Genomic DNA, 24,479 nt, shown 5'->3' on the forward strand with positions numbered 1-24,479 from the left:
AAGCAGGAAGGTTATTTATTTAATGAGAAGTCAGTGCCATTGCGATCAGATTAATGAGGAACATGCTTGCAATTACATAAACAAGTGAAGGCACCTGTTTCCAGCGACCAAGGGCTACTTTTAGAAGGGGATAAGCAATAAATCCAAAAGCAAGGCCATCAGCAATACTGGAGGTAAGAGGAATGCCCGCGATGATGAGAAAGGCTGGGAATCCTTCGGAGAAATCAGAGAAGGAGATATGGGCCACACTCTGCATCATCAATGCACCGACAATGAGGAGAACGGGTGCGGCAGCATTGTTGGGGATCATTCCCAGAACCGGCAGGCTGAACGTAGCACCTATAAAGAGAACACCAGCTACGAGGGCTGGAATACCTGTTCGTCCACCTTCAGCAATTCCCGATGCGCTTTCCGCCGATGCGATGGTTGGGCTCGTTCCAAAAAATCCAGCAGCCAAGGAGGTAACCGCCGTTACTCGATAGGAAGAGGAGAAACGGTCCATGTTGGGCAACATCCCAGCTAGCAGACCCATGTTTTCAAAAACGACAATCATCGTTAAGGAAAATACCGCGATCCAGAAGGAAAGCGAAGCAAGTGGGTACTCAGCCGCAAAGAAGACCTGGCTATAATCGGCAAAGTTGGTATCATTCAGACCGCCCGTAGAATGGGTACCAGTCAAAATGGAAGCTAATGTGATAAACAAAATGCCTATGAGAAAACTTCCTTTTACATTACGCACATAGAGGATGAGGGTAAATAGCAGACCAGCAAGTGTAATTAATGCGACTGGGCTGGTGAAATCCCCTAGTGAGACAAAACTCTTCGTACTGGGTACAATCAGAGCCCCCTTTTGCAGGCCAATAAAGGCGAGAAATAAGCCAATCCCAGCTGTGATTCCATGTTTTAATGAGGAGGGAACTGCATGGGATAACTTCTCTCCTAATGGTGTTATGGCGGCAATTAAGAAGAAGAGACCAGAGACAACGATGGCTCCTAACCCAGCCTGCCATGAGAGGCCGAGAGATTGTACGATGGTAAAGGTAAAAAAGGCATTGATCCCCATCCCAGGAATCAAGATAATCGGTGCCCGCGCCCAAAAGGCCATCAGCAAGCAGCCAAAGACCGATACAGCTACGGTGGCCATAACTCCTGCCCCGAGGGGAATTCCTGCATCACGCAGAATCAGGGGATTGACCACCAAGATATAAGCAGCAGTGAAAAACGAGGTTAATCCAGCGGTCAGCTCTTTCTTCCAGGAAGAACCCTCTGCCGCTGGGTTAAACCATTTTTGTAGTTGTTGCAACATCCTTTATCACTTCAATTGTTAATAGCCCTCGCCCACCCTCTATACCAAAAGTATAGCTATCCTATTATAAAGCCAGTATGTCTTTTTGTACATAGGTGAAATAATGGAAAATCGAAATAGAAAAGGAAAACCGTGATGGGTACAATCCATCACGGTAGGTTACGCGCTTTAATTTCATTGCATCCGTTTGGTGGAGGATCAATCAGAGGATGAGGCTAATAGCATAGGCAATACCCAACCAAACGGGAATGCTGAGTACCGTTGCATTGAAGAGACCAATTGCCGTCTGATTCATGATCCATCCACCCCTAAGTATTGTCGTTGAGTTTATTATACACAGGATTTCCCCGTTGTAGAGGGGTTTTGGCTATTTGTAAACAACGCTTAATATTCAAGTAGCCTAAGGGAAGATATAGCTACCCAGTGAACATAGCAAAAAGTCATGTATTCCTTGGTCTAACAAGGTTACGCATGTGGGATGGGTAAATATTTGGTTGATGTTATGTTACAGAAATAAGACAACCTGTCATGGTGCATTGGCCTCTCTGTGAGTTTAGGAATGGATTGAGCTATAATATAATAGTATGGGACCGTAGTATAAAGATCGGCATATAGGAAAGTGTCATGTAGTTGCTAGATAGTGATAAAGCCATATAGAGATGGGTTCATTCAGGAGGAACGAAGGATGAGTGAGATCGAGGAACAGAAAATGTTAGCAAAAGCAGCTTCTATCTATCAAGAAATCAAAGAGTGGCGTGTGATTGACGAATCCTTCGCTGAGCCTACTCCATTATCCTATGCGATAGAAGAGGCGATTGGTGAAGCAGTTGCCCATGGTGAAGTGCCGGCTACTCTTCGTATCTGGCAAGGACCGCAAGGACTAGTTGTCGCAAAAAAGGATATTCGTACCCAGCAAGGGTTGAATGCGGCATTGATGATGAAGGGTGTAGACTGGCCCGTTTATGTTCGTCAAAGTGGTGGCACGGCAGTTCCCCATGGACCAGGAACGCTCAATTTTTCTCTATTTCTTCCTCGTCCTCAGGAGGCTACATGGACGATTGATGATATTTATCGCATGCTCGGTTTGCCCTTGATGAAGATGATTGAAACGACATGGGGGCTTGACTCCTATTTTGGTGAAGTGCCCGGTTCTTTTTGTGATGGGCGCTATAACGTAGTAATCCGTGGCAAGAAAGTGGTGGGTACATCACAGGTGTGGAAAGGGGGACCAGCAGGTCTTTCTTCCAAGCGCCCGGGGTATGTACTCGCCCATGGGACCCTCCTTGTACATGCGGATCGGGAACAAGCCGTGTCGGCACTTAATGCTTTTTACGAAATGGCAGATGGAGATCGACCTGTCTATATAGACACGGTGGCTACATTGGATTCCTTCACCTCCATGCCGAAAGAGAAGTTAGAGAGAGAAGTTCGTAAAGGATTAGTAGAGGCGATTCAAGAGTTAACTGGTAGTGCAAGGGTACGACAAACGGTTTCTACCAAAGAATACGAGCGTGCTCCTGCATTTTTGGAAGCATGTTGGCCACAGTTTTATCAGAAGTGATAGAGCTGGACTCTTATTGTTAGAAGAAGGTTTCTTGTGACATAAGGAAAGGTCTGGCGAAGGTGAGTATCGTCAGACCTTTTTGTTTAATTAGGTACTAAATTACTGAGGTAGAGAAAGGGATTGTAATGTTTTAATCATCAAAGGGGTCAGCTGATTGCTCTTTTGCTCCTGATAATTAAAGTGAACCAATACAGCTCGTCCGATGGCAATCAGTTCTTCTGTTTGCCGATCTAGTATTTGATGACGGACAGTGAAACTACTGGTGCCAATTTTTTCGATCTCGGTGGTGACCGTCAGCCACTGACAAAAGGAAGCTTGGGCCTTGTATTCGCAACTTGTAGACACAACAATTAGTTTCCAGTTGTTGAGGTCCATCTCCGGATCAAGGAGTTGAAAGAGCTCCGTTCGAGCGGCTTCCATGTATGTGTAATAGACTGCATTATTCACGTGTCCAAGGCCATCACATTCATTAAAGCGGACTTGGAGTGTGGTGTTAAGTGTCATCTGTGATCCCTCCGAATGGTGATATCCCTAAAATGATGATCCGGGTTCTCCTTACTTTTCGTGAATGGTTGGATGGATTCCTGTTCGCGAGGATATCCGCCGTAAAAATCATCTGTGAAAGGGCGACTGTTCATTTTTTTTCCTCAGATTCTTCAAGATTGTGGACAAAGTGAATATGATAGAATCGAGGTATAAAAAATGAGATGATCAGTTGAGGAGTGAAGGTTTTGCTTACAATCGCAGAAGAATTATTGTTACTTTGTTTGAACGAGAGGACTTGTGAAACACGGTCTGTTTGTGAGCGGCCTCTACCATATGGGCTATCAGGTGCGCTTCTTCTCGAACTGGTTGTGCAGAAGAGGATAGAGTTACGGGGGAAGAAAGTTGTGGTTATTGACGAGAAACCCACTGGGGATAAAGTATTAGATGAGGTGCTTAAGTCGACAATTCCTGACTCGGGTAATTTGGAAGCTTCGCATTGGATTCGAAAACTAGGTGATTCGGATATTTACAGTCGATTGAAAGAGCGGTTGGTACACCGAGGAATTTTACAAAAAGAGAAACAGCGTAAATGGGGCATGTTTTCTTCTACCTCATGGTCTATTAAGGATCGGGAACGAGTAGAATCCCTACAAGAAAAAATCCGTTCTCTCCCAAAGGATACCAGAGTCCCAGACGAACGTACCTTGGTGTTGGCCAGTGTGGCACTGAAGTGCAACTTGGTTCGTGTGTTATTCCCAGAGGAAGAGCAATCGAGGGCTCGTCGCCGATTAAGGGAGTTAAGTCGGGGTGAGATCTACAAGGAAGCTGTATCCGATACCATTGTAGGAATGCAAGCGGCTGCGACAGTTGCCGCTGTGGCTACTGTGACCGATATGTAATCAAGTGGATGAATAAAAAACACTGCTGGATTGGATTACATCTGTGGATTCGATCCATTGTGGGATAAAGACGTACAGGGAAAAACCGCCACTCGGTTAATCGAGTGGCGGTTTTGATGATGTCTAACACGTTACCTGTCGTCTATTTCTTTTCAGATTGGTTACCCTTTATTTGCGGTGTGATAAATTTGACTTCCTTTTTCACGGAATTCTGCTGCCTTTTCACGAAGTCCTTCTTCTTTAGCATCGGTAACGGGAAGTTGTTGTTCTTCGGCATATCGGCGAATATCCTGGGTGATTCGCATACTACAAAACTTGGGTCCGCACATGGAGCAAAAGTGTGCAGTTTTGGCTGGTTCAGCTGGTAGGGTCTCATCATGATAGGATCGAGCGCGATCAGGATCAAGGGAGAGATTGAACTGATCCTCCCAGCGGAATTCAAAGCGCGCTTTCGATACAGCATCATCCCGTTGTTGTGCCCGGGGGTGTGCCTTTGCCAAGTCGGCGGCGTGAGCAGCAATTTTATAAGCGATGACGCCGTCTTTTACGTCTTCACGGTTGGGTAATCCCAGGTGTTCTTTTGGTGTGACATAACAGAGCATCGCTGTTCCATGCCAGCCGATAAAGGCGGCACCGATAGCCGAAGTGATATGGTCGTATCCAGGAGCGATATCTGTAGTCAACGGCCCAAGTGTGTAGAAGGGTGCCTCATGACAAATTTCCTGTTCAAGGTCAACGTTTTCTTTAATCTGATGAAGGGGGACATGTCCAGGCCCTTCGATCATTACCTGTACATCGTATTCCCAGGCGATTTTCGTTAGCTCACCCAGGGTACGCAATTCGGCAAATTGAGCTTCATCGTTTGCATCGGCGATGGAACCAGGACGTAAGCCATCTCCAAGAGAGAAGGCGATATCATAGGTGCGCATGATTTCGCAGATCTCACGGAAGTGGGTAAAAAGGAAACTTTCCTGGTGATGGGCAAGACACCAAGCGGCCATAATGGAGCCGCCACGGGAGACGATCCCAGTCATACGATTAACGGTGAGAGGGATGTAACGAAGGAGTACGCCCGCATGGATTGTAAAATAATCGACGCCTTGTTCCGCCTGTTCGATCAGGGTATCACGATAGAGTTCCCAAGTGAGGTCAGCAGGTTCCCCGCCTGCTTTCTCCAATGCTTGATAGAGAGGAACGGTACCTACAGGAACGGGGGAATTACGAATAATCCACTCCCGTGTTGTATGGATATCCTGCCCTGTTGAGAGGTCCATAATGTTGTCTGCACCCCACCGGGTTGCCCAAACCATCTTTTCCACTTCTTCTTCAATGGAAGAGGTGACGGCGGAGTTACCGATGTTGGCGTTAATTTTTACATGAAAGTTTTTACCGATGATCATCGGTTCACTTTCTGGATGGTTGATATTGGAGGGGATGATAGCGCGTCCACTTGCTACTTCCTCCCGTACAAACTCAGAATCATAACCTTCACGGATGGCGATAAACTCCATCTCAGGGGTGATGATCCCTTTACGAGCATAATGCATTTGGGTGACATTTTGGCCGGCCTTTGCCCGAAGTGGGCGACGGGCAAGGGTGCCTGGAATTTCCGAACCTGATACGTTTTTTCGGCCATTATCTATTGGCTGGATTTGGCGACCTTCATATTCATCTACATCGCCTCGAGCAAGAATCCATTCCTTACGGTTTGGTGCAAGTCCTTTATGGATATCGATGGTGGCATTTGGGTCCGTATAAGGACCACTACTGTCGTAAACACGGATGGGTTCATTAGGTCGTTCACCATTGTCATCCTTTGTCGGGGTCAGCGCAATCTCTCTCATCGGTACGCGGACATTTGCCCTTGAATCGGTCACATACACTTTCTTGCTGTTGGGGAAAGCCCCTTGGCTGATTTCCATTGAAGTGCCCTCCTCAATTAATTGTTGGTCCACAAGAAAGGATGGGGCGGTTAGCAGCGTTTCCATTGGATAGAAAAAGGACCGTATCAGCGTACGGTCCTTCAATCCACCCGATGGTGGAAAAAAGACAGGGAGAAACCCTGGTTCCTACGCTGGCATTACCCAGATCAGGTGTTACGGTCGGCGTAGAATTTCCCCGCCCTCTCAGCCTGGCTCCTCCAAGCTCCCGTTTCTATGCGGTTACCGAGTTCACCATATCATAACTTCTCCATTGCCGCAATTGTAAAAATGGACTATAAAGGAAATTTTATGTTGATGGTAGGAAAGATTTCAAGTGAAACGATTAAACAATATGGTGAATCCCACTGCTTAGTATGGGAATATGAAGGAATTCAGCATTGAAAGTTTAGTTTTTTAGGTTATGCTTAATGTAGGTGGGTGGGTTAGATGAAAGGATGAGCCTTGTGTATATCGAATGGTCCCATGTGAATAAGCGGTTTCATGATTCCGCTAAGGTTCCTAGCCACCGACCGTATCGCATGGAATTCCGTCTTGGGCTCCTCGATTTCACTTCTACAGTAAGAAATGGCATCACGGCTGTTCTTGGTCCACAGGGTTCGGGTAAAACTACGCTGTTACGGATGACAGCCGGTGCACTGGTGCCCGATGACGGTCGGATAACCTATCATATCGGTCCAAATGAAGTCCGAGGATGGTCCCGGAGCGTCGCGGCGATAGGAAATGCCTCCTCCGCTGATGAGTTACGCAAACGGATTGGCTATGTACCTAGTAAAAAACGCTCTCGTCGGGAATGGACATTGGAAGAGTCTTTGTATGATATCGCTGAAGCTTGTGGCCACCTTCGTCCGAAAGTGAAAGTGGCAGAGATGATGGCTAAATGGGGATTGGCGGCGCACCGAAAACAACTGGTGAAAAACCTTCCAGAAGGAGTGTCATCCCGGTATATCGTCTCCCAGAGCTTAATGGCCGAGCCACCAATTTGGCTCTTGGATGAACCAACCGAAAGTTTGGATGAGTTGGGTTTGAAACTTTTGCATGAGGAGATCGCTGAACGTCGTCATAAAGGAATTATTTTGATTGCTACGAATGATCTCCAATTGGCAGAAGTGGCGGACTATCTTCTTCTTATGGAAGGCGGTTCTTGCCGTCGCTTAGGGCAACGAAGGTTGCTAACGGCAGGTGTTCCTGATGGGAGAGTCTCCTCTTGGTACAATTCCATGCAAACCTTTGCGCAGGTGCGCACACGGTTTAAGTGAGTGGTAATTGCAAATCTGTTTTGATAAAAACGCCCAGATAAGGGCGTTTTTATGTGCGCATTTTTTCTGGCTAGGAAAGGTACCCGTGTAAGGGGAGTGACATACATTGGATTAGCGAAAAAGTCGACGGATCTAATCAGCATTAAGTTGAAAAAGGTTCGTAGAATGGAAAGTAAGGAGAGTGTTGCATGCAAAAGCTAATGATACTCGCTCTAATTGGTCTAGCAGCACAGCTGGTGGACGGTTCCCTAGGAATGGCGTATGGTGCTACATCGGCTTCTTTGTTGTTAGCTTATGGAGTTGCTCCGGCAGTTGCGTCTGCTTCGGTACACATTGCAGAGCTTGTCACAACAGCAGCATCGGGTTATTCTCATTGGCGTTTTGGTAATGTGGATCGGAGCATTGTCCGGGGGTTAATCATTCCAGGGGCGATTGGAGCATTTGGAGGGGCTTGTTTTTTAAGTAGTTTGTCGGGTGATGTAGTGAAGCCCTATATTGCTGGATTCTTATTTTTATTAGGAGTATATGTTTTTGTTCGCTTTTTGTTCGTTAAACAAAATAGTGTCTCTCAAAAAACAGATCCGCCGAAGCGCCGATTTCTTATCCCATTAGGTTTGGTTGCAGGGTTTGCTGATGCCACGGGGGGTGGAGGGTGGGGGCCTTTGACGACCCCTACATTGTTAGCGCGAAAGGGTGCTCAACCACGAAAAGTAGTCGGTTCAGTAGATACCAGTGAATTTGCGATTGCCCTTGCGGCAACGGTAGGATTTTTGATTTCGTTGGGATGGAGCCAAGTGAGTTGGTCTTGGGTGATTGCTCTGATGGCAGGGGGTGTGATCGCCGCTCCCATTGCAGCTTGGTTGGTAAGAATAATTCCAGGGCCTTTGTTGGGTGTTTTGGTGGGCGGATTGATTGTGATCACCAATGCAAAAACTCTGATAGGTAATTTCGACTTGGTTACACCTTTGGGGGAAGGGCTTGTTTATACCGGATTAATCGTGATTTGGGCTGTTGGGATTACCTTTATCATATGGAAACTGGTAAAGGAGAAGAAAGTGACGCTGGATGGTGGTGAGGCGGTTAGCATGGAACAAAAGCCAGAAGAGAGATAAAGAGTAAACTGAGGAGTTATCCAAAGTTTTCAACCCTTCCATGGGTTTTCACATAAAAAAATCCCCCTTCGTAATCATTACGAAGGGGGATTTTTAAATACGTTCGATCAGTTCCAAGCGGTTACCGAAGGGGTCACGAAGCTCAAAGCGGTCATATCCTGGAATCGGAATCGAATCGAGGATGACTGCGCCTGCTTGCTCTAGCTTCTCCCGCCAGGATGAGAGCTCCTTCACTTCATATGCGAGGTGAACTTTCGTCTGCTGACGGTTAACACCATCTTCTGTACCGACGTGGATCTCCACATCTCCGAGAAGGAGCCAAAAACCACCGCGTCCAGCGAGGGAGTCTGGCTTGGAAACTTCGGTGAGTCCGAGGACGCTGCAATAAAAGCGACGAGCTTCCTCCTCAGTACCTTTTGGAACAGTGATCTGAACGTGATGAAGTCGCAGAGGCTTCATCACTTACGCATTCACTTCTTCTTTGTCGCTCAGGATCTGACGGAGTACCGTTTGCAGGATACCACCGTTTTTGTAGTAATGAACATCTACTTGGCTGTCCAAGCGGACGATGGCATCAAAATCTACTTTGGAACCATCATTTTTGGTAGCGGTAACGTGTACTTTTTCAAAGGGTTGGATCGCATCGGAGAGGCCTGTGATGTCGAAGGACTCTTCACCAGTCAATCCGAGGGATTTCCAGCTTTGTCCGTCTTCAAATTGAAGTGGCATTACACCCATACCAACCAAGTTAGAACGGTGGATACGCTCAAAGGACTCAGCGATTACTGCTTTAACACCGAGGAGGTTGGTACCTTTTGCTGCCCAATCACGAGAGGAACCAGTACCATACTCTTTACCAGCGAGTACAACCAATGGTGTGTTTTCTTCTTGGTATTTCATTGCAGCATCATAAATCGCCATCGTTTCACCTGAGGGGATGTGCTTGGTGAAGCCACCCTCTACGCCAGAAAGCATCTGGTTACGGATCCGGATGTTAGCGAAGGTACCACGGGTCATGATGCGGTCATTACCACGACGAGAACCATAGGAGTTGAAGTCGCGAGGTTTTACGCCATGCTCCTTCAGGAACTTCCCAGCTGGGCTACTTGGAGCGATGGAACCCGCTGGGGAGATATGGTCCGTGGTGACAGAGTCAGCCAATAGGGCTAGCGCACGAGCACCTTTTACTTCTTGCACCGGCTCCAGCTCAGCGGAGAGGTCTACGAAGAAAGGAGGCTCTTGAATGTAGGTGGACTCATCATCCCAACCATACAGGTCGCCTTTAGGGAACTCAATTTGGTTCCAGCGTTCATTTGCGTCAAATACTTGACCATACTGTTCACGGAACTGATCAGCGTTCATGGAAGCGGCGACGGTTTGTTTTACTTCTTCGTTGCTTGGCCAGATGTCTTTGAAGAAGACAGCATTGCCATCTTTGTCGTGACCGATTGGGTCTTTTTCAAGGTCGATATCAACAGTACCAGCAAGAGCGTAAGCCACAACGAGCGGCGGAGAAGCTAGGTAATTGGCTTTTACGTCAGGGTGGATACGGCCTTCAAAGTTTCGGTTACCAGAGAGTACGGAAGCTACGGTCAAACCGTTATCGTTGATTGCCTGGGAAATTTCCTCATGTAGCGGGCCACTGTTACCGATACAGGTAGCACAACCATAGCCAGCTAGGGTGAAGCCTAGTTTAGCGAGGGAGTCCATCATACCGGATTTGTTCAGGTACTCGGTTACCACTTTGGAACCAGGGGTTAAACTGGTTTTTACATAAGGCTTTACGGTCAAGCCTTTTTGTACCGCTTTATGAGCAACCAACGCAGCACCTAGCATTACGCTTGGGTTGGAGGTGTTGGTACAGGAAGTGATTGCAGCAATGACTACAGAGCCATTGTCTAGCTCGAAGGATTTGCCGTCCATTTCCACTTTCACTTTTTTGTTTGGGTCGGTCTCGCCGAAACCGCCCTCTTCGAGAGGTTTGGACAAGGTTTCTACCCAGGTTTTCTTCATATCAGTTAATTCGATTCGATCTTGCGGACGGCGAGGACCTGCAAGGCTCGGTTTTACATCGCTGAGGTCGAGCTCAATAGTATCGGTGAAAACAGGATCCTTGATATCGTCGGTACGGAACATGCCCTGAGCGATGTAGTATTCTTTTACCAAGTCGATCAAGGAGTCGTCACGACCAGTGTTTCGCATGTAGTTAAGGGACTCGTCATCTACAGGGAAGAAGCCCATGGTAGCGCCATATTCAGGAGCCATGTTAGCAACGGTTGCCCGGTCAGCTAAGCTGATGTTGGAGAGGCCGGATCCGTAGAACTCAACAAATTTACCCACAACGCCTTTTTTACGAAGCATTTCTGTAACGGTAAGTGCCAAGTCTGTAGCCGTTGCACCTTCAGAAAGTCCACCAGTCAGCTTGAAGCCGATAACTTCAGGTGTGAGGAAGTAGAGAGGCTGTCCGAGCATCCCTGCTTCTGCTTCGATTCCACCAACGCCCCAACCGGTTACACCGAGACCGTTGATCATGGTGGTGTGGGAGTCGGTACCTACGAGAGAGTCTGGGAATACTTGAGTTTCACCATCGACTTCGCGGGTTTGTGCTACTTTGGCAAGGTATTCCAAGTTTACTTGGTGGACAATCCCTGTTGCAGGAGGAACTGCTTGGAAGTTGTTGAAAGCTTCCTTTGCCCAGCGGAGCAAGCGATAACGCTCTTCGTTTCGCTCAAACTCTAGGTTCATGTTGTACTCAAGAGAATCCGCAGTCCCCGCTTTATCCACCATAACAGAATGGTCGATAACGAGATCCACAGGAATGAGTGGGTTGATCCGTTTTGGATTACCACCTACGCGGTCCATAGCGGAACGAAGAGCTGCCAAGTCTACAACTGCTGGTACACCAGTGAAGTCTTGTAGTACGATACGAGCGGGTTTGAAAGCTACTTCATTCTTGGTAGGTTTGTCTGCCCAGTTAGAAAGCTGTTCTATGTGTTCTTTGGTGACAGCTACACCGTCATATTGGCGGACAGCTGCTTCTAGAAGTACTTTAATAGAGAAAGGAAGGCGGGATACATTGCCGACGCCTTGTTCCTCAAGACCGGCTAGTCGGAAATAGGTATAGTCTTTGCCGCTAGAAGTTAGTGTGCTCTTCACGCCGAAGAGATCTTTGTTAGACATACGGAAAACCTCCTTATAGAAGTGAGTGTGTGCATTTTCTGTTTCATCTGCCGAAACGTGGTTTTGAAATTCCGGTATCATTATACAATGTTACACCACTCTTTGTATACCCTGAATTTGTCCTTTGCTCCCCTTTTTTGCAAGAAATAGCTTGATTGAGAAGGGTTATCAATTAGATGGGTCGAAATGGAAAAGGATCACAGGGAAAGATCTTGCTTGCGTTCCATGTCTGTCCTTTCTATAATGGGAATTGAAAATCATTTTCACTCTATGCAATGGAAGGAGGTTCCGCTTTGGAAGGAAAAAAGACGGTTCGTGCCGCTGAGCGAGCACTAGATATTCTGCTCTGTTTTACTCGCCAACCGACGCTCTCCTTAACAGAGATCTCTCATATGACCGAATTGAACAAAAGCACTGTCTATCGGTTGTTGGCTACCTGTGAGGAAAAGGGATTCCTCATTCGTGACCCGGATACGGACAAGTACCGGCTTGGGTTTCGCGTGTGGGAATTATCTGCGAACCTTTCCCGTACGGATGACATGGCGGTCCTCTTTCTGCAGGAGATGGAACGCCTCCGGGATCAAATTGATGAAACGGTGAGTTTATATGTACGGGATGGCTTTGAGAGGGTGCGTGTGCAGGCGGTAGAAAGCCTACAGGCGATTCGCCGAGTAGCGCCTATCGGTAGCCGGATGCCGCTGGCCGTTGGAGCCTCCAGCAAAGTGCTTGCAGCTTTTGCTACTCCTTCGGATCAGGCGATGATCTTAGGAGATCCCACCTGGCCGGAGTCAGTGGATCGGGTATCTTATCTTACCCAATTACAGGAAATTAAAAAGCATGGGTATGCGACAAGTAGTGAAGAGCGGGAGGCAGGTACGAGCGCTATCGCGGTTCCAGTTATGAATCCCAACCAGGAAGTAGTCGCAGCCCTCGCTGTCTCAGGGCCAGTGGGTCGGCTGACAATGGAACGGATGAATGAGGTGGCTGCCCCTGCATTAGAGGCGGCGGATCGGATGGGAAAAATGTTGAAAAAATAATCTTTTACTGGATAAACAATCAGGGAAGAACACATAAAGAACTAGACAGCAGGAGGGATCCGATGGTGAATCGTAAACCGAGTGATGAGGAGCTTAAAAAGAAGCTAACTCCTTTGCAATATGATGTTACCCAGAAGGATGCTACAGAGTCCCCCTTTCACAATGAATTTTGGAATAATAAAGAAGAGGGTATCTATGTCGATATCGTCTCAGGTGAGCCACTCTTTAGTTCTCAGGATCAGTATGATGCAGGGTGTGGATGGCCAAGCTTTACCAAGCCGATTATGAGGGAAGAGATTCAAGAGCGCGAAGACCGAAAGTTCGGCATGATTCGCACAGAGGTGCGGAGCAAAACAGCCGACTCACACCTTGGTCACGTTTTTAATGATGGCCCCGGTCCTGAAGGCCTTCGCTACTGTATCAACTCTGCTGCAATGCGCTTTATTCCAAAGGAGCAGCTGGAGAAGGAAGGATACGGGGAGTATCAAAAATTGTTTGACACGGAAAGGGAAGATGGGTAGTACAAGTACCTGTATAGGAAAACACCATCACCAAAATTGGTGACGGTCAAAGTGTGGAGAAAGTACCCTTTCGTTGAGAAAGAGGTGCTTTCTCTTATTTATAGGGTACAGATCGGTCACCCCTTATTTTTACATTTTAATACCCATATTCTTACTAAAAGAGAGACCAAAGGAGAGTATCTCCTTGGTCTCTCTGTGCGTAGAAATCCGATATTTTTTATTCCTGCCCTTCCTTTTTCCATATAGCTCTTGCCTGTCCTTGGGAGATAGAGGGTGATTTTTGTGTAGTTTTCCATTTGTGCCGTTTCAAAAGAAAAATTCATAGAATAGAGTATTTCATCACAAATATCTTTTTAAGGATGATGATAATGAGTAGGTTTACCGCTAATTTAGTAGGCAGAGAGGAAGTTCCTCCTGTTAAGACCAAGACTACTGGAGTGCTCAATCTGAAGGTAAATCAAAGCGAGACTCTCATTTGCTATCGACTAAGGGTGTTTAACATTAAAAAGCTCACCCAAGCCCACCTTCATCTAGCACCTCGAGGCGAAAATGGACCTGTTGTGGCGTTTCTTTTTGGACCCACTACTCCAGGGATTAGTACTCCTGAAGGTACCATCACAGGTACTATTCGAAGTGCTGACCTAGTCGGTCCCCTTAAAAACAAAACCATTGCCGACTTGATCACTCAAATTCGCCAGGGTAACATCTATGCGAATGTACACAACGAGCGTTTTCCGAATGGTGTCATCCGGGGGCAAGTACGTAGATTGATAAAATAAATCAAGGAGATATAGGGACTCCTCTTTTTTAATAAGTAAAGGGAAGGTGGGCGGTTGCTTGGCTAATGGCGTGATCGATGGCGACGAGTGGTTGTTTCAACATCTGACCATGTCCTGATGCAAGAAGGGAGGGTGTACATTCACGAATATGACGTGCACTTTCCACTGCCTTCTCTTTATTCCATGTGGCAAGGGCTGGGAAGGGAAAGAGTGGCCGAAGTGTACCGGAGACAGCCATTCCACCCCGAGTATGAAAAGCATCTCCGACAATCATGGCATCATTGCGGGTATCGATAAAGGCCATGGAACCAGGTGTATGGCCCGGGGTAGCAATGGCGAGTAAAGAGCCAATACGTGTTCCTTCCTGTAAAAGGATGTCTGGTGTAGTTGTTAAGGTAGTGAACCCACCTTGGATGGGTGTTTTTGGCTCATCTTCATCCAGTGTGCGATCACCAGAGAGGAGACGGGCTTCTCGATGGGAGATATAGACTGGTGCGTGAGGGAGCGCTTTTTTTAGTGTATCAAGTGAACCAACGTGGTCTGAGTGGGCATGGGTTAAGCAGATCCGTAAAATTGATTTACCCATCTGTTTTGCTGCTTTGAGAATACCCTTTGCACTGTAAGGGAGTGCCGTATCGATCAGAGTCAAGCCATCCTCTTCTTCGACAAGATAACAGTTCACTGGGAATAGCCGAGGAAGAAAGGTTAGTTGAATCACAGACATCTCACGCTGGATACGCATGGGTTACCCTCCATTTCAAGAATTAAATAACAGGATTAGCTTTATTGAAACTAATCCTGTTAGTTTTTGCAAGTATTACATAAAAAAAGACCGGCAAATGCCGATCTTTTGATTCCTTCTTTATGAGGATTGAATGGCAATAATCCCTGTCTCACCTTGTTGAATAGTGTCCCCTTCACGGAGAATTTCCAGCTTTTCTCCCTCAGTCATATTGGTAACCACAACCGGGGTGATTATCGACTTGGCTTTGTTTTTAATGATATCGAGGTCGACGGTGAGTAGCTTTTGCCCTTTCGTGACATGGTCGTCCTGTTTCACAAAGAGTTCAAACCCTTCACCATCCAATTGGACGGTATCGATTCCCACATGGAGAAGGATTTCCATACCATTATCTGCTTGGATTCCAATGGCATGTTTGGTGGGGAAGACATTCACGATTTTTCCATCCACTGGGGAGACGACTGTACCATCGGTAGGTTCAATGGCAAATCCATCCCCCATCATCTTGCCAGCAAAAACTTCATCGGGGACATCGGAGATGGAGAGTATCTTTCCATTCATGGGAGCAGCGATTTCATCACGACCATCTGTAACCTTTACCACAGGATCATCTCCTTTTGAACTCATTTTCACTTCTTGCGGAGATTCTCCACGCATAATGCTTTTCATCTGTTCTTTGAGGGCATCTGATTGGGTGCCGAAGATAGCTTGTACATTTGTACCGTATACCAAGACACCACTTGCGCCAAGGCGTTTTAAACGATCTTTATTTACCTTATCCGCATCATTTACTTGAATACGCAGACGTGTGATACAGGCATCCAATTTATCCAGGTTATCCTTTCCGCCAAAAGCATCGAGCACCTCATATGCGAGCCCATTCGAGGAGGTTTTTTTGTCGTCGTGATCTACCTCCTCCTCGGTATCATCCTCGCGACCAGGGGTTTTTAGATTAAATTTACGGATGGCGAAACGGAAACCGAAGTAGTAAATAACTGCAAAGGCAATACCTACTGGAATGATAAGTAAGGGACGTGTGTCCTGTTTAAAGAAGAGGAAATAATCGATGACCCCTCCGGAAAAGGTAAGCCCGGCTTTGACACCAAGCAGATCCAACACCATAAAGGAGATCCCTGCAAAAACCGCATGAATCGCAAAAAGCACCGGAGCAACAAAGAGGAAGCTGAATTCGATGGGTTCAGTGATCCCGGTAAGAAAGCTGGTAAGAGCGGCAGAGAGCATGATACCACCGATAAGCTTTTTCTTCTCAGGACGTGCCTCCTGATAAATTGCCAATGCTGCAGCGGGGAGTCCAAACATCATGAAGGGAAATTTCCCGCCAAGGAAGGTACCCGCAGTTGGATCCCCAGCAAAGAAGCGTGCCTGATCTCCCTTTATGATGTCACCTGCGGCAGTTTTAAAGGTGCCCAATTCATACCAGAAGGGAGCATAAAAGATATGGTGTAGACCAAAGGGAATCAAGGATCGTTCGATTACGCCAAAGACAAAAGCAGCCAGGGCTGTATTTTGCTGAGTGACGACGACCGAGAAGGAATCGATGACGCCCTGGATAGGTGGCCATACATAGAAAAAGATAATACCAAGTAAAAAGGCCGTGATAGCGGTTACGATTGGGACAAACCGGCGTCCACTGAAAAAGCCAAGTACTTGGGGGAGTTCAATATTGTGAAACCGTCGATGTAGCATGGCAGCGACCCAGCCTATGAGAACACCACCAAATACTCCCATGTTAACGGTTTTAATACCAAGTACCATATCTGTCTTCACATCTGTTCCTTGAGCCAATATCCCCATGGTTTGCGACATGATCAAAAAGCCGATAACCGCAGCTACCCCTGCACTCCCTTCGTTGTCGGCTAGCCCTACCGCAACTCCGATAGCAAATATGAGTGCAAGATTTGCAAAAATGATTCCTCCGGCTTCTTTCATCAAGGGGATTTCGGCGGCATTACCAATCCCTAGCAATAGACCAGCAGCTGGTAAAATAGCCACTGGTAACATCAAAGAACGGCCGATCTGTTGTAGATTTCCAAAGGTTCGCTTCAACAAGGTGATCTCCTCCTAGAGATGTAATGAAGAAGTGGTTAGGCAACGCCTCTGCTATCCTGCGGCGTACTTTAGATAGCGAGGAGTATATACCCGTTTTTTGTGTGGGAGGAACGGGAATAGAAAATAAAATAACTAGTAAAATTTAACTACCCCTTTAACCACCACATACCAACGGCGATGATGATACTAAAGCCGATCCCACTAGTCAAGAAGAGAATGGTAAGTTGTTGCCGTCGATCCAGATGCATAAAAGAGACCAACTGAATAAGAAACTGGATGAAAGCAAGGACGAGTATCAGCGCAAAGGTAACACGGGGAGAAAATCGTTCGAGGCTGACCAAGGCAAAAGAAACCGCAGTAAAGAGAAGCATCCAACCAAAGGAAATCAGATGTCTACCTGCTGTTTCTCGTGGACGATGTTGTTTATGTTGATTAGATTGGGTCACAAAATCTCCCCCTTTATTAAAAATCTCATTGTTTCGAGGATGTGCTCTAGCACCTGGAATTATGCAAGAGGAGAAACTTAAAAGCCCAGGTGGATGACCTGGGCTTTTAAGAATCAACAGTTTAATAGTTCATGCGAAACCAGTATTGGATAATGTCTCGTCTCTTCTCAATGGAATTAATTGGTATCTTTTGCACCTTACCTCGTTCTGTAATGGTAAAGTGATGATCAGAAACGGTAAGTCGTCCCCCGGGAGTAGCGATAGTACATAGGAATTTTTGCCGGAAAATCGAGGTTGGAGAGGTTTGCTGATGGATGCACATTCCTTCAAATTCCTCGAGCCGTCGTTCTTGCGTTGTAAAAAGATATTCTGGTAACCAACGTCGCCCTTTACGCTTTTCTAGAGCATAAATATTGGGATGAGTACGAAGCCGAATTCGGTACCAGCCACTAACATCCTTTCGCTTCGCACCAGAGATGGGGAGAGGATAGCGAAAGCTGTCTCCAAATCCAACATCCACTAGGTAGTCCTGATCTAACCGAACAAGAAGGGCCATATGGTCAGTTGATGTACGGACTCGTCCGGAAAGGAGTGAGACTTGATAGCCCAGTTCTTTGAGGAGATTAGCAAATGCACTATTTAACTCATAGCAGAAACCACCCCGTCGATGGTTAATGATCTTTTGAGCAATTTCGTCTGGGTGCAAGTGAATGGGCTTTCCCTCATGAATATCGATGTTTTCAAAGGGAACGGTGTAGAGGTGGTGTTGGATCAGTTTTGTGAGGGTAGGTAAGTCAGAAGACGTTACCCTTGGGGCGCCGATTCTGGCAAGATATGTTTTTGCGTCCACGAGGGTGCCTCCTTTTTGTATGGTGTATTAGTATGGTTAGGATCCGTTTTGTAAAGTAGACGCAGGGTTTCCTGATAGGTTACAATTAAAATTGAAGGAGGGATTCCAATGGCTCAGGATTTTTATATTCAACAGATGCAAATGATGGTGCAACCCATGCGAGACGAATTAACTCAAATTGGTGTAAAGGAATTAACGACCCCTGAAGAAGTTACAGAAGCAATAGAAGGTGAAGGAGCTAAGGGATTGACCCTTGTAGTTGTTAACTCCGTATGTGGCTGTGCTGCTGGTTTGGCTCGTCCAGCTGTAGCTCACTCCTTGGAAGCTGAGAAAAAACCAGATCATTTGTACACTGTTTTTGCAGGACAAGATCGTGAGGCGACTGAAAAAGCACGGGAATACTTTACAGGTTACCAGCCTTCCTCCCCTTCTTTTGCACTATTGAAAGAGGGACAATTGGTACACATGGTGCAACGCCATGAAATTGAAGGGCGTAGCTTGGAGGAAATTTCCGCTAACCTGACTAGTGCATACGAAAAATATTGCTAATTTGTACAAATGATAGATCGACCGTCTTAACCTGCCAAAAATATTAACAAATGAGGCTGCGATTTCTTAAATATTTTTTAAGGAGGCCCCTATGGCAGAAAGTTTGAATAACTTATTGGAAAAAGCAGAAGAAGTATCTGCTACAGAGTCTTTTGTACTACAAAACTCTCGTGCATTGAAAATTCATGTGACCGACTCCGTATACTGTCGAGCGGGTAGTATGATCGCTTATCAAGGAGATATCTCCTTTACCAGTACATCAGGTGGGATCGGAAAATGGATTAAGAAGAAATTAACTGGTGAAGGCTTTCCACTGATGAAAGCAGAAGGAACCGGTGATCTTTTCTTAGCGGACAATGCCGCTGATGTAACCATCTTAAAATTGAATGGAGAATCCTTATTTATAGAAGGACGCCATCTCCTTGCCTTTGAAAATACGATTGAGTGGAATATTTCTGTGCTGCGCGGTGCTGGAATTGCCTCAGGGGGCATGTTTACTTGTCAATTATCTGGACATGGTTATGTTGCCATCAGTTCACACGGTACCCCCATCGCGCTCGATTCCCCGGTCATAGTGGACCCCAACGCAGTCATTGGCTGGACGGATAATCTCTCTCCAAAAATGAAGACGGATATTAACTTAAAAACCCTAATCGGCAAGTCTTCGGGAGAAACCTTCCAACTTTCCTTTAACGGAGCAGGTAAAGTCCTTATTCAACCTGCTGAATTACATTCTTTCGGTAGTGAAGAGTAAAATTCCAAAGGATATTGCGGCTTGCTAAAATATAAAATACGAAGGCTTGAGAAATGATATGGATATCATTTAATCTCATCCCTTCGTATTTTATTTTTAATTTGATGCCTGATACCAGCGGGATGGGCAACGCTCACACGTTACTATATCAAAACCTGTTGCTTATAACATCCCCTAAAAAGTAGGGATAAGAGACCCTTCAAAAATGGTTATTATAAAAAAAAGTGTCCTTTTATTTTGCTGAAAAACTTGATATATTTGAATTGTTATTGTTGTGATGAATCGACAGAGAATTTTCTGATCGGTAAATCATGCCAAGATATTGGAGGAGGCTAATCAATGGTTCGTTTTTTTCGTGTTGGGATGTTGGCTCTGATGATGGTAGCTGTAGTGGGCTTGACTTTTGGAGTCAACGGAGCTTCAGCAAAGGATACGAGTGCTTTTCGTAAGGTGACTAAAGGAAGTCCATCGGTGGAGTATGTAGTTAGCGGAAAGGCGAGCGTTTGGGAAGCTACCTATAGTTTTCGTGTGAAAGATGGAAGTAAAACAGTTAGCAAAGGGTTTGGAATAGCTTCCACGGGTGCACCAAACTGGGGGGATTTTAAGCAGGTTATCAAATTGCCCAAAAGCGCCTCTGCGTTAAAGAAGACCTTGAAGGTTGAGTTATACGAAGAGTCCGCGAAAGATGGTTCCGAGATAAATAAAATCGTTTTTCCTTTGAAAAAAGGAAAATTTAGTGGGAAGAACATCTCCTTTAAAGATATATCGATTGCTGATCCGAAGGTAAAGTATTCATTTAAGGGAGAAGCTCAAGTATCAAAAGGTGTGTACCACTATGTTATCGGTGATGGTCATGACTATGTAGCGGTAGGGAGCGGGAAGGCTTCTGCTGACGCACCGAAATGGGGCAAGTTCAGTAAAAGTGTGAGCATCCCACTGAGTGATGTCCCAGTCAATGGTACATTGATGTTGGAGTTGTATGAAAAAAGCCCTAAAGATGGTCAACCGATTCACGGTTATTTAACGCCCTTGGATCAATTACCCTGGACGAAGTGACAATTCGAATAGAAGTGCAAACAACACCCCGATCCAATTGGACCGGGGTGTTGTTTATAGTTACTTTTCAAAGAAAAATTTCAACGCAATAGGCAAGTCTCGTTGCCAAAATCCCCAGGTGTGATCCCCTTCTTGCTCAGAGTACTCCACATCTGCATCTCTTTCCGAGAGAGCACGGTGAACCTCACGGTTACGGGCAAGTAGATCAAGGTTTCCTAAATGGGTAGGGACAGCCGTTTCCGACTTCCCGATCGTTTGATAGATCTCTAGGTAACCGAGGGAACCTGATTGGCCAATCTTATCCAAGGTTTGCTCTAAAAAAGCACCTGATTGGGAGAGGATGCGTTGGAATTTTTGCGGATATTGTAGTGCTAGATGTAAAGAAACGGTGCCGCCAAGGGAAGAACCGCCAAGAACCCGCTCATCGGGGTGGGTAGAGACAGGGAAATTCTCTTCTACAGCAGGTATTAGCTCCTCTGCGAAAAATTGTAGGTATCTATCAAAGCGTTCGCCGATGGGAGCATACTCCGAGGTGCGCTTTGCTTTATCTACTGGAAGGGCAACTGCAACAAAGGGGTGAATCTCATTATCCAGGATCAGTTGATTTGCTTGGGTAGCTAGACGTCCCAAATTGAAGTAATCATCGCCATCCTGCAGATACAGAACAGGGTAGGATTCACTTTCATCGTGTTCTGGAGGGAGATAGACCTGAAAGGGTCTTGTTTCACCCAGGTGCTGGCTCTCCACTTCTCTTTTTAATATGGTTCGTTTTAGATATCGCTTATCCATCACCAGCACACCGTCCTTTTCTTTCTGTGTTCCTTATTGTACCCCATTCCATAGTCTAGTACTACTATATCCAACCTCCTACGCAGCCCTTTGATGGCATAGAATAAATGGCTCCATGTTTTATATACCAAGCTCCTTTGGTGTCACTCCTTGTTAGAAGCTGAAATTGATCATCGATAATCGCCAATCCACAATCGTCTTCTAAGGCGAGTCCTTCTGTCCCCATTTTTGAAAGGGAGAGAAAGGCCTGTCTTCGATCTGTTTGGTTAAAATGAGGACAAATAGTTGTAGGGATTATTCCCCAGCCCTCGCTAAGGATATATTCTCCCTCATGCTCATAATTTGAACGCAATCCCTTCTCAAACCAACATATGGCTCCTGCGCTGATACCAACGATGACTTTCCCTTTTTTCCACGCTTCCTGGATCAGTGAATCCACCCGATGTTTCTGCCAAAAGGCCAGCATCTTGATATAGTTACCCCCACCAAGGTAAAGTAAATCAGCGTCTAAGATCGTCTTCCGTAGCGAATATTCTCGATCAGCAATGTCAGAAGAGCGCAGTACTTCTGTATGACAACCCAATTTTGCGCCATATAGGTTATGAAAACTTGTGATATATTCTTCTTCATCCCCACTGGCTGTAGGAATAAACAAGGCGAGTGGGGATTTTTTATTCGTTAGTTTAACAGCATAGGAATCGATTGCTTTGGTGCTGCCACTTTCCAACCATCCACCACCAATCAATATTAATTTCCTTTGCATAGTTATTTCCTCCTCAATTGATTTAAATAAAATAAGTATACTATTTAATCAATATCATAGAATAGTAGGTTGAATAGCTAATGTGAAAAGAAGTAAGCTCATTACTGGAATCACGCTTATATAGGTTCTCGATCAGTGTAACGTTTTGACCTAAGCGAGTAGGCCAATTAAAATAGAAGAGGTAGATGAAACTTCAGTTAAACGGGGTGGGCCGATGCATAAAGTAGCGTGGTTTCCTGAGGATGAACAAATCCACAAGATGCGAATGCACCGATTAATGACGAAAAATGAAATAACAGACTATGATGAATTATATCAACGTTCAGTAGAGGATCCTGCTTGGTTTTGGGATGAAGTGGTGAAGGATCTCCATTTGAAGTGGGATCAACCCTACTCGAAGGTGCTAGATCTTTCTAAAGGGGCTGCCTGGCCTCAGTGGTTTGTGGATGGCAAGATGAATGTGGCAACCAATTGCCTCGACCGTTGGGCAGATGACCCACACTCCCAGAATCGGTTGGCCATCATCACCGAGGGGGATGGTGGGGATGTTCAGCGGTGGACCTACCATGAACTTCGGGAAGAAGTAGCAGGTTTTGCCCAGGGTCTTATCGATATCGGTGTAATGCCTGGGGATCGGATTGCTATCTATTTGCCAATGGTAGTAGAAAATGTGATTGCGATGCTAGCAATAGCACGGATCGGTGCAATATTTACGCCTTGTTTCTCTGGCTATGGAGCGGAAGCGGTGGCTACCCGCCTGAGGGATTGTGAGGCAAAGTTACTCATTACGGCGGATGGTTTTTGGCGTCGTGGTAAAGTGGTGAAAATGAAGGAAGAGGCTGATCGGGCTGCTGAGCTTTCCCCAAGTGTAGAGAAAGTGATTGTCGTCCGTCGTATAGGAAGAGATGTCCCTTCCCATGAAAGGGATATCGAATGGGCTGAATTGGGCCGGAATAAGAAAGCGCTTTCAAGTGTGAAAACGAATGCAAATACTCCTTTTATGATCATCTACACCTCCGGTACAACAGGACGACCAAAGGGTACGGTTCATGTTCATGCAGGCTTTCCGATCAAAGCGGCTTTTGACGCTGGATATGGGATGGATTTGCGCCAAGAGGATACCCTTTTTTGGATGACGGATATGGGCTGGATGATGGGACCGTGGATGGTATTTGGAGCCCTCCTCAACGGAAGTACTATGGTTCTTTTCGAAGGGACGCCGGACTATCCACAACCCGACCGACTATGGGAGTTGGTAGAGAAGCATCGTATCAGTCACTTAGGTATTTCGCCGACTGTGATTCGTACATTAATGAAGTTTGGCGAAGAGTGGGTAGAAAAGCACGATCAATCCTCATTAAAAGTGTTTGCTTCTACGGGGGAACCTTGGAATCCAGAGCCTTGGTATTGGTTATTTGATCGTGTTGGTAAAGGACGAGTCCCGATTTGTAACTACTCAGGTGGCACAGAGATTTCGGGAGGAATTTTGTTTAGTAATTTGATGAAGCCCATCGCTCCATGTTCCTTTAGTGGACCCATGCCAGGAATGGATGCAGAGGTTGTGGATGAACAAGGGCAACCGGTTCGTGGTAAAGTAGGTGAACTTGTGATGAAACAACCCTGGGTAGGAATGACGCAAGGATTCTGGAAAGATCCAAAGCGATATGAAAAAGCGTATTGGAGTCGCTGGGAGGGAATCTGGGTTCATGGAGACTGGGTGCATGCAGAAGACGGGGGCTTCTGGTACATCACGGGTCGCTCGGATGATACATTAAAAATTGCAGGGAAACGGTTAGGTCCAGCTGAGATGGAATCTGTTCTTGTGGGCCATCCCTCAGTTATAGAAGCAGCCACGATTGGCGTTCCTGATGCTGTGAAAGGAGAGGCAGCAGTCTGTTTTGCTGTTTTAAAGCCGGGAGTTACAGGGAATGAAGAGTTGAAAAGTGAATTAGTCATGTTGGTTGGTGAACATTTGGGTAAGGCCTTACGACCACGGGAAATCCATTTTGTCTCGGAGTTACCTAAGACACGAAATGGGAAAATCCTACGTCGGGTCATCAAATCGGCTTATACGGGTCAAGATGCTGGGGATCTATCGGCACTGGAAAACCCAGCTGCATTGGAGGAATTGCGTAGAGAAAAGGGATCTACCTGATGGAATCCAGGTCAATAATTTACTTATACCATTTACTTTAATTGTAAAAGCCTGTATCCAAAAGGATGGGGGCTTTTTTTCTTAGGAAATCCTTTCTATTGATTTATTTGCGACTTATAATAAGAGGATAGGCTTCCCTGCCCTGGGATTAAGAAAGTAAATAATTTGCAAAATTTATCCTTATTATTAATTATCTTACATCTTCATAAGTCATGGTTTTAT

22 protein-coding genes are annotated in these 24,479 nt (G+C 46.0%); 11 read left to right on the forward strand and 11 right to left on the reverse strand.

Annotated elements, in window-relative coordinates; all coding sequences use genetic code 11:
- Positions 1 to 19: 19 nt before the first annotated feature.
- Positions 20 to 1,306 (reverse strand): NCS2 family permease, encoded by a 1,287-nt coding sequence (locus BLV90_RS13765; protein ID WP_091742229.1) that lies wholly within the window; start codon positions 1,304 to 1,306, stop codon positions 20 to 22.
- A gap of 685 nt (positions 1,307 to 1,991) precedes the next feature.
- Between BLV90_RS13765 and BLV90_RS13770 the strand changes: the two genes are divergently transcribed.
- A complete protein-coding gene (locus BLV90_RS13770) occupies positions 1,992 to 2,867 on the forward strand; it encodes a lipoate--protein ligase family protein (RefSeq protein WP_091742231.1) in 876 nt (291 codons plus the stop codon).
- Between the two features lie 102 nt (positions 2,868 to 2,969).
- Here BLV90_RS13770 and BLV90_RS13775 read toward each other — a convergent pair whose 3' ends face one another.
- Entirely contained in the window at positions 2,970 to 3,374 is a 405-nt protein-coding gene (locus BLV90_RS13775) for an acyl-CoA thioesterase (RefSeq protein ID WP_091742233.1), read from the reverse strand.
- Between the two features lie 227 nt (positions 3,375 to 3,601).
- Between BLV90_RS13775 and BLV90_RS13780 the strand changes: the two genes are divergently transcribed.
- Complete coding sequence (locus BLV90_RS13780) at positions 3,602 to 4,255, forward strand: GOLPH3/VPS74 family protein (protein WP_177168080.1); 654 nt, start codon at positions 3,602 to 3,604, stop codon at positions 4,253 to 4,255.
- Positions 4,256 to 4,416: 161 nt separating this feature from the next.
- Here the strand turns inward: BLV90_RS13780 and thiC are convergent, their stop codons facing one another.
- Complete coding sequence (thiC, locus tag BLV90_RS13785; RefSeq protein ID WP_091742239.1) at positions 4,417 to 6,177, reverse strand: phosphomethylpyrimidine synthase ThiC; 1,761 nt, start codon at positions 6,175 to 6,177, stop codon at positions 4,417 to 4,419.
- Positions 6,178 to 6,632: 455 nt separating this feature from the next.
- Between thiC and BLV90_RS13790 the strand changes: the two genes are divergently transcribed.
- Positions 6,633 to 7,454: an ATP-binding cassette domain-containing protein gene (locus BLV90_RS13790; RefSeq protein WP_091742261.1), complete on the forward strand. Its 822-nt coding sequence runs from the start codon at positions 6,633 to 6,635 to the stop codon at positions 7,452 to 7,454.
- A gap of 188 nt (positions 7,455 to 7,642) precedes the next feature.
- Entirely contained in the window at positions 7,643 to 8,566 is a 924-nt protein-coding gene (locus BLV90_RS13795) for a sulfite exporter TauE/SafE family protein (protein WP_091742264.1), read from the forward strand.
- 93 nt (positions 8,567 to 8,659) lie between these two features.
- Here the strand turns inward: BLV90_RS13795 and BLV90_RS13800 are convergent, their stop codons facing one another.
- Entirely contained in the window at positions 8,660 to 9,025 is a 366-nt protein-coding gene (locus BLV90_RS13800; protein WP_091742362.1) for a VOC family protein, read from the reverse strand.
- Between the two features lie 3 nt (positions 9,026 to 9,028).
- On the reverse strand, positions 9,029 to 11,746 hold the full coding sequence (gene acnA, locus BLV90_RS13805; RefSeq protein WP_091742267.1) for an aconitate hydratase AcnA: 2,718 nt from the start codon (positions 11,744 to 11,746) through the stop codon (positions 9,029 to 9,031).
- 275 nt (positions 11,747 to 12,021) lie between these two features.
- Here acnA and BLV90_RS13810 point away from each other — a divergent pair, with 275 nt between their 5' ends.
- The 3 genes from BLV90_RS13810 to BLV90_RS13825 all read left to right on the forward strand — a co-directional run bounded on the left by BLV90_RS13810 (position 12,022) and on the right by BLV90_RS13825 (position 14,083).
- Entirely contained in the window at positions 12,022 to 12,783 is a 762-nt protein-coding gene (locus BLV90_RS13810) for an IclR family transcriptional regulator (protein ID WP_091742270.1), read from the forward strand.
- A gap of 62 nt (positions 12,784 to 12,845) precedes the next feature.
- Positions 12,846 to 13,304, forward strand: a complete 459-nt coding sequence (gene msrB / locus BLV90_RS13815) for a peptide-methionine (R)-S-oxide reductase MsrB (RefSeq protein WP_091742273.1) — start codon at positions 12,846 to 12,848, stop codon at positions 13,302 to 13,304.
- Between the two features lie 368 nt (positions 13,305 to 13,672).
- Positions 13,673 to 14,083 carry a CHRD domain-containing protein gene (locus BLV90_RS13825; protein WP_245726365.1) on the forward strand — a complete coding sequence of 137 codons (411 nt, stop codon included), beginning with the start codon at positions 13,673 to 13,675 and terminating at the stop codon, positions 14,081 to 14,083.
- A gap of 28 nt (positions 14,084 to 14,111) precedes the next feature.
- Here BLV90_RS13825 and BLV90_RS13830 read toward each other — a convergent pair whose 3' ends face one another.
- The 4 genes from BLV90_RS13830 to BLV90_RS13845 form a co-directional block, all read right to left on the reverse strand.
- Entirely contained in the window at positions 14,112 to 14,825 is a 714-nt protein-coding gene (locus BLV90_RS13830) for an MBL fold metallo-hydrolase (RefSeq protein ID WP_091742279.1), read from the reverse strand.
- Between the two features lie 120 nt (positions 14,826 to 14,945).
- A complete protein-coding gene (ptsG, locus tag BLV90_RS13835) occupies positions 14,946 to 16,895 on the reverse strand; it encodes a glucose-specific PTS transporter subunit IIBC (protein WP_091742281.1) in 1,950 nt (649 codons plus the stop codon).
- Between the two features lie 146 nt (positions 16,896 to 17,041).
- Positions 17,042 to 17,341 carry a cytochrome C oxidase subunit IV family protein gene (locus BLV90_RS13840; protein WP_091742284.1) on the reverse strand — a complete coding sequence of 100 codons (300 nt, stop codon included), beginning with the start codon at positions 17,339 to 17,341 and terminating at the stop codon, positions 17,042 to 17,044.
- Positions 17,342 to 17,462: 121 nt separating this feature from the next.
- Positions 17,463 to 18,191: an arylamine N-acetyltransferase family protein gene (locus tag BLV90_RS13845; RefSeq protein ID WP_177168081.1), complete on the reverse strand. Its 729-nt coding sequence runs from the start codon at positions 18,189 to 18,191 to the stop codon at positions 17,463 to 17,465.
- A gap of 108 nt (positions 18,192 to 18,299) precedes the next feature.
- On the opposite strand from BLV90_RS13845, the gene BLV90_RS13850 reads away from it, so the two are divergent.
- From BLV90_RS13850 to BLV90_RS13860, 3 genes are all read left to right on the forward strand, one after another.
- Positions 18,300 to 18,740 carry a BrxA/BrxB family bacilliredoxin gene (locus BLV90_RS13850; protein ID WP_091742293.1) on the forward strand — a complete coding sequence of 147 codons (441 nt, stop codon included), beginning with the start codon at positions 18,300 to 18,302 and terminating at the stop codon, positions 18,738 to 18,740.
- Positions 18,741 to 18,831: 91 nt separating this feature from the next.
- Positions 18,832 to 19,494: an AIM24 family protein gene (locus BLV90_RS13855; protein ID WP_091742296.1), complete on the forward strand. Its 663-nt coding sequence runs from the start codon at positions 18,832 to 18,834 to the stop codon at positions 19,492 to 19,494.
- A 339-nt stretch (positions 19,495 to 19,833) separates the two neighbouring features.
- On the forward strand, positions 19,834 to 20,550 hold the full coding sequence (locus BLV90_RS13860; protein ID WP_091742299.1) for a Gmad2 immunoglobulin-like domain-containing protein: 717 nt from the start codon (positions 19,834 to 19,836) through the stop codon (positions 20,548 to 20,550).
- A 60-nt stretch (positions 20,551 to 20,610) separates the two neighbouring features.
- On the opposite strand, the gene BLV90_RS13865 is transcribed toward BLV90_RS13860, so the two are convergent.
- On the reverse strand, positions 20,611 to 21,339 hold the full coding sequence (locus tag BLV90_RS13865; protein ID WP_091742302.1) for an alpha/beta hydrolase: 729 nt from the start codon (positions 21,337 to 21,339) through the stop codon (positions 20,611 to 20,613).
- A 64-nt stretch (positions 21,340 to 21,403) separates the two neighbouring features.
- Positions 21,404 to 22,102 (reverse strand): peptidase E, encoded by a 699-nt coding sequence (locus tag BLV90_RS13870; protein ID WP_091742305.1) that lies wholly within the window; start codon positions 22,100 to 22,102, stop codon positions 21,404 to 21,406.
- A gap of 214 nt (positions 22,103 to 22,316) precedes the next feature.
- On the opposite strand from BLV90_RS13870, the gene BLV90_RS13875 reads away from it, so the two are divergent.
- Complete coding sequence (locus BLV90_RS13875) at positions 22,317 to 24,257, forward strand: AMP-binding protein (RefSeq protein WP_091742308.1); 1,941 nt, start codon at positions 22,317 to 22,319, stop codon at positions 24,255 to 24,257.
- Positions 24,258 to 24,479: the final 222 nt, after the last annotated feature.

The sequence above is a fragment of the Marininema mesophilum genome, assembly GCF_900106775.1.
GTDB classification, from domain to species: Bacteria; Bacillota; Bacilli; order Thermoactinomycetales; family DSM-45169; genus Marininema; species Marininema mesophilum.

Bases quoted from the DNA above. Each gene is read 5' to 3' on its own strand.
- BLV90_RS13765 (WP_091742229.1), bottom strand. From the start codon at position 1,306: ATGTTGCAACAACTACAAAAATGGTTTAACCCAGCGGCAGAGGGTTCT.
- BLV90_RS13770 (WP_091742231.1), top strand. From the start codon at position 1,992: ATGAGTGAGATCGAGGAACAGAAAATGTTAGCAAAAGCAGCTTCTATC.
- BLV90_RS13775 (WP_091742233.1), bottom strand. From the start codon at position 3,374: ATGACACTTAACACCACACTCCAAGTCCGCTTTAATGAATGTGATGGC.
- thiC (WP_091742239.1), bottom strand. From the start codon at position 6,177: ATGGAAATCAGCCAAGGGGCTTTCCCCAACAGCAAGAAAGTGTATGTG.
- BLV90_RS13790 (WP_091742261.1), top strand. From the start codon at position 6,633: ATGAGCCTTGTGTATATCGAATGGTCCCATGTGAATAAGCGGTTTCAT.
- BLV90_RS13795 (WP_091742264.1), top strand. From the start codon at position 7,643: ATGCAAAAGCTAATGATACTCGCTCTAATTGGTCTAGCAGCACAGCTG.
- BLV90_RS13800 (WP_091742362.1), bottom strand. From the start codon at position 9,025: ATGAAGCCTCTGCGACTTCATCACGTTCAGATCACTGTTCCAAAAGGT.
- acnA (WP_091742267.1), bottom strand. From the start codon at position 11,746: ATGTCTAACAAAGATCTCTTCGGCGTGAAGAGCACACTAACTTCTAGC.
- BLV90_RS13810 (WP_091742270.1), top strand. From the start codon at position 12,022: ATGGAAGGAGGTTCCGCTTTGGAAGGAAAAAAGACGGTTCGTGCCGCT.
- msrB (WP_091742273.1), top strand. From the start codon at position 12,846: ATGGTGAATCGTAAACCGAGTGATGAGGAGCTTAAAAAGAAGCTAACT.
- BLV90_RS13825 (WP_245726365.1), top strand. From the start codon at position 13,673: ATGAGTAGGTTTACCGCTAATTTAGTAGGCAGAGAGGAAGTTCCTCCT.
- BLV90_RS13830 (WP_091742279.1), bottom strand. From the start codon at position 14,825: ATGCGTATCCAGCGTGAGATGTCTGTGATTCAACTAACCTTTCTTCCT.
- BLV90_RS13850 (WP_091742293.1), top strand. From the start codon at position 18,300: ATGGCTCAGGATTTTTATATTCAACAGATGCAAATGATGGTGCAACCC.
- BLV90_RS13855 (WP_091742296.1), top strand. From the start codon at position 18,832: ATGGCAGAAAGTTTGAATAACTTATTGGAAAAAGCAGAAGAAGTATCT.
- BLV90_RS13860 (WP_091742299.1), top strand. From the start codon at position 19,834: ATGGTTCGTTTTTTTCGTGTTGGGATGTTGGCTCTGATGATGGTAGCT.
- BLV90_RS13865 (WP_091742302.1), bottom strand. From the start codon at position 21,339: ATGGATAAGCGATATCTAAAACGAACCATATTAAAAAGAGAAGTGGAG.
- BLV90_RS13870 (WP_091742305.1), bottom strand. From the start codon at position 22,102: ATGCAAAGGAAATTAATATTGATTGGTGGTGGATGGTTGGAAAGTGGC.
- BLV90_RS13875 (WP_091742308.1), top strand. From the start codon at position 22,317: ATGCATAAAGTAGCGTGGTTTCCTGAGGATGAACAAATCCACAAGATG.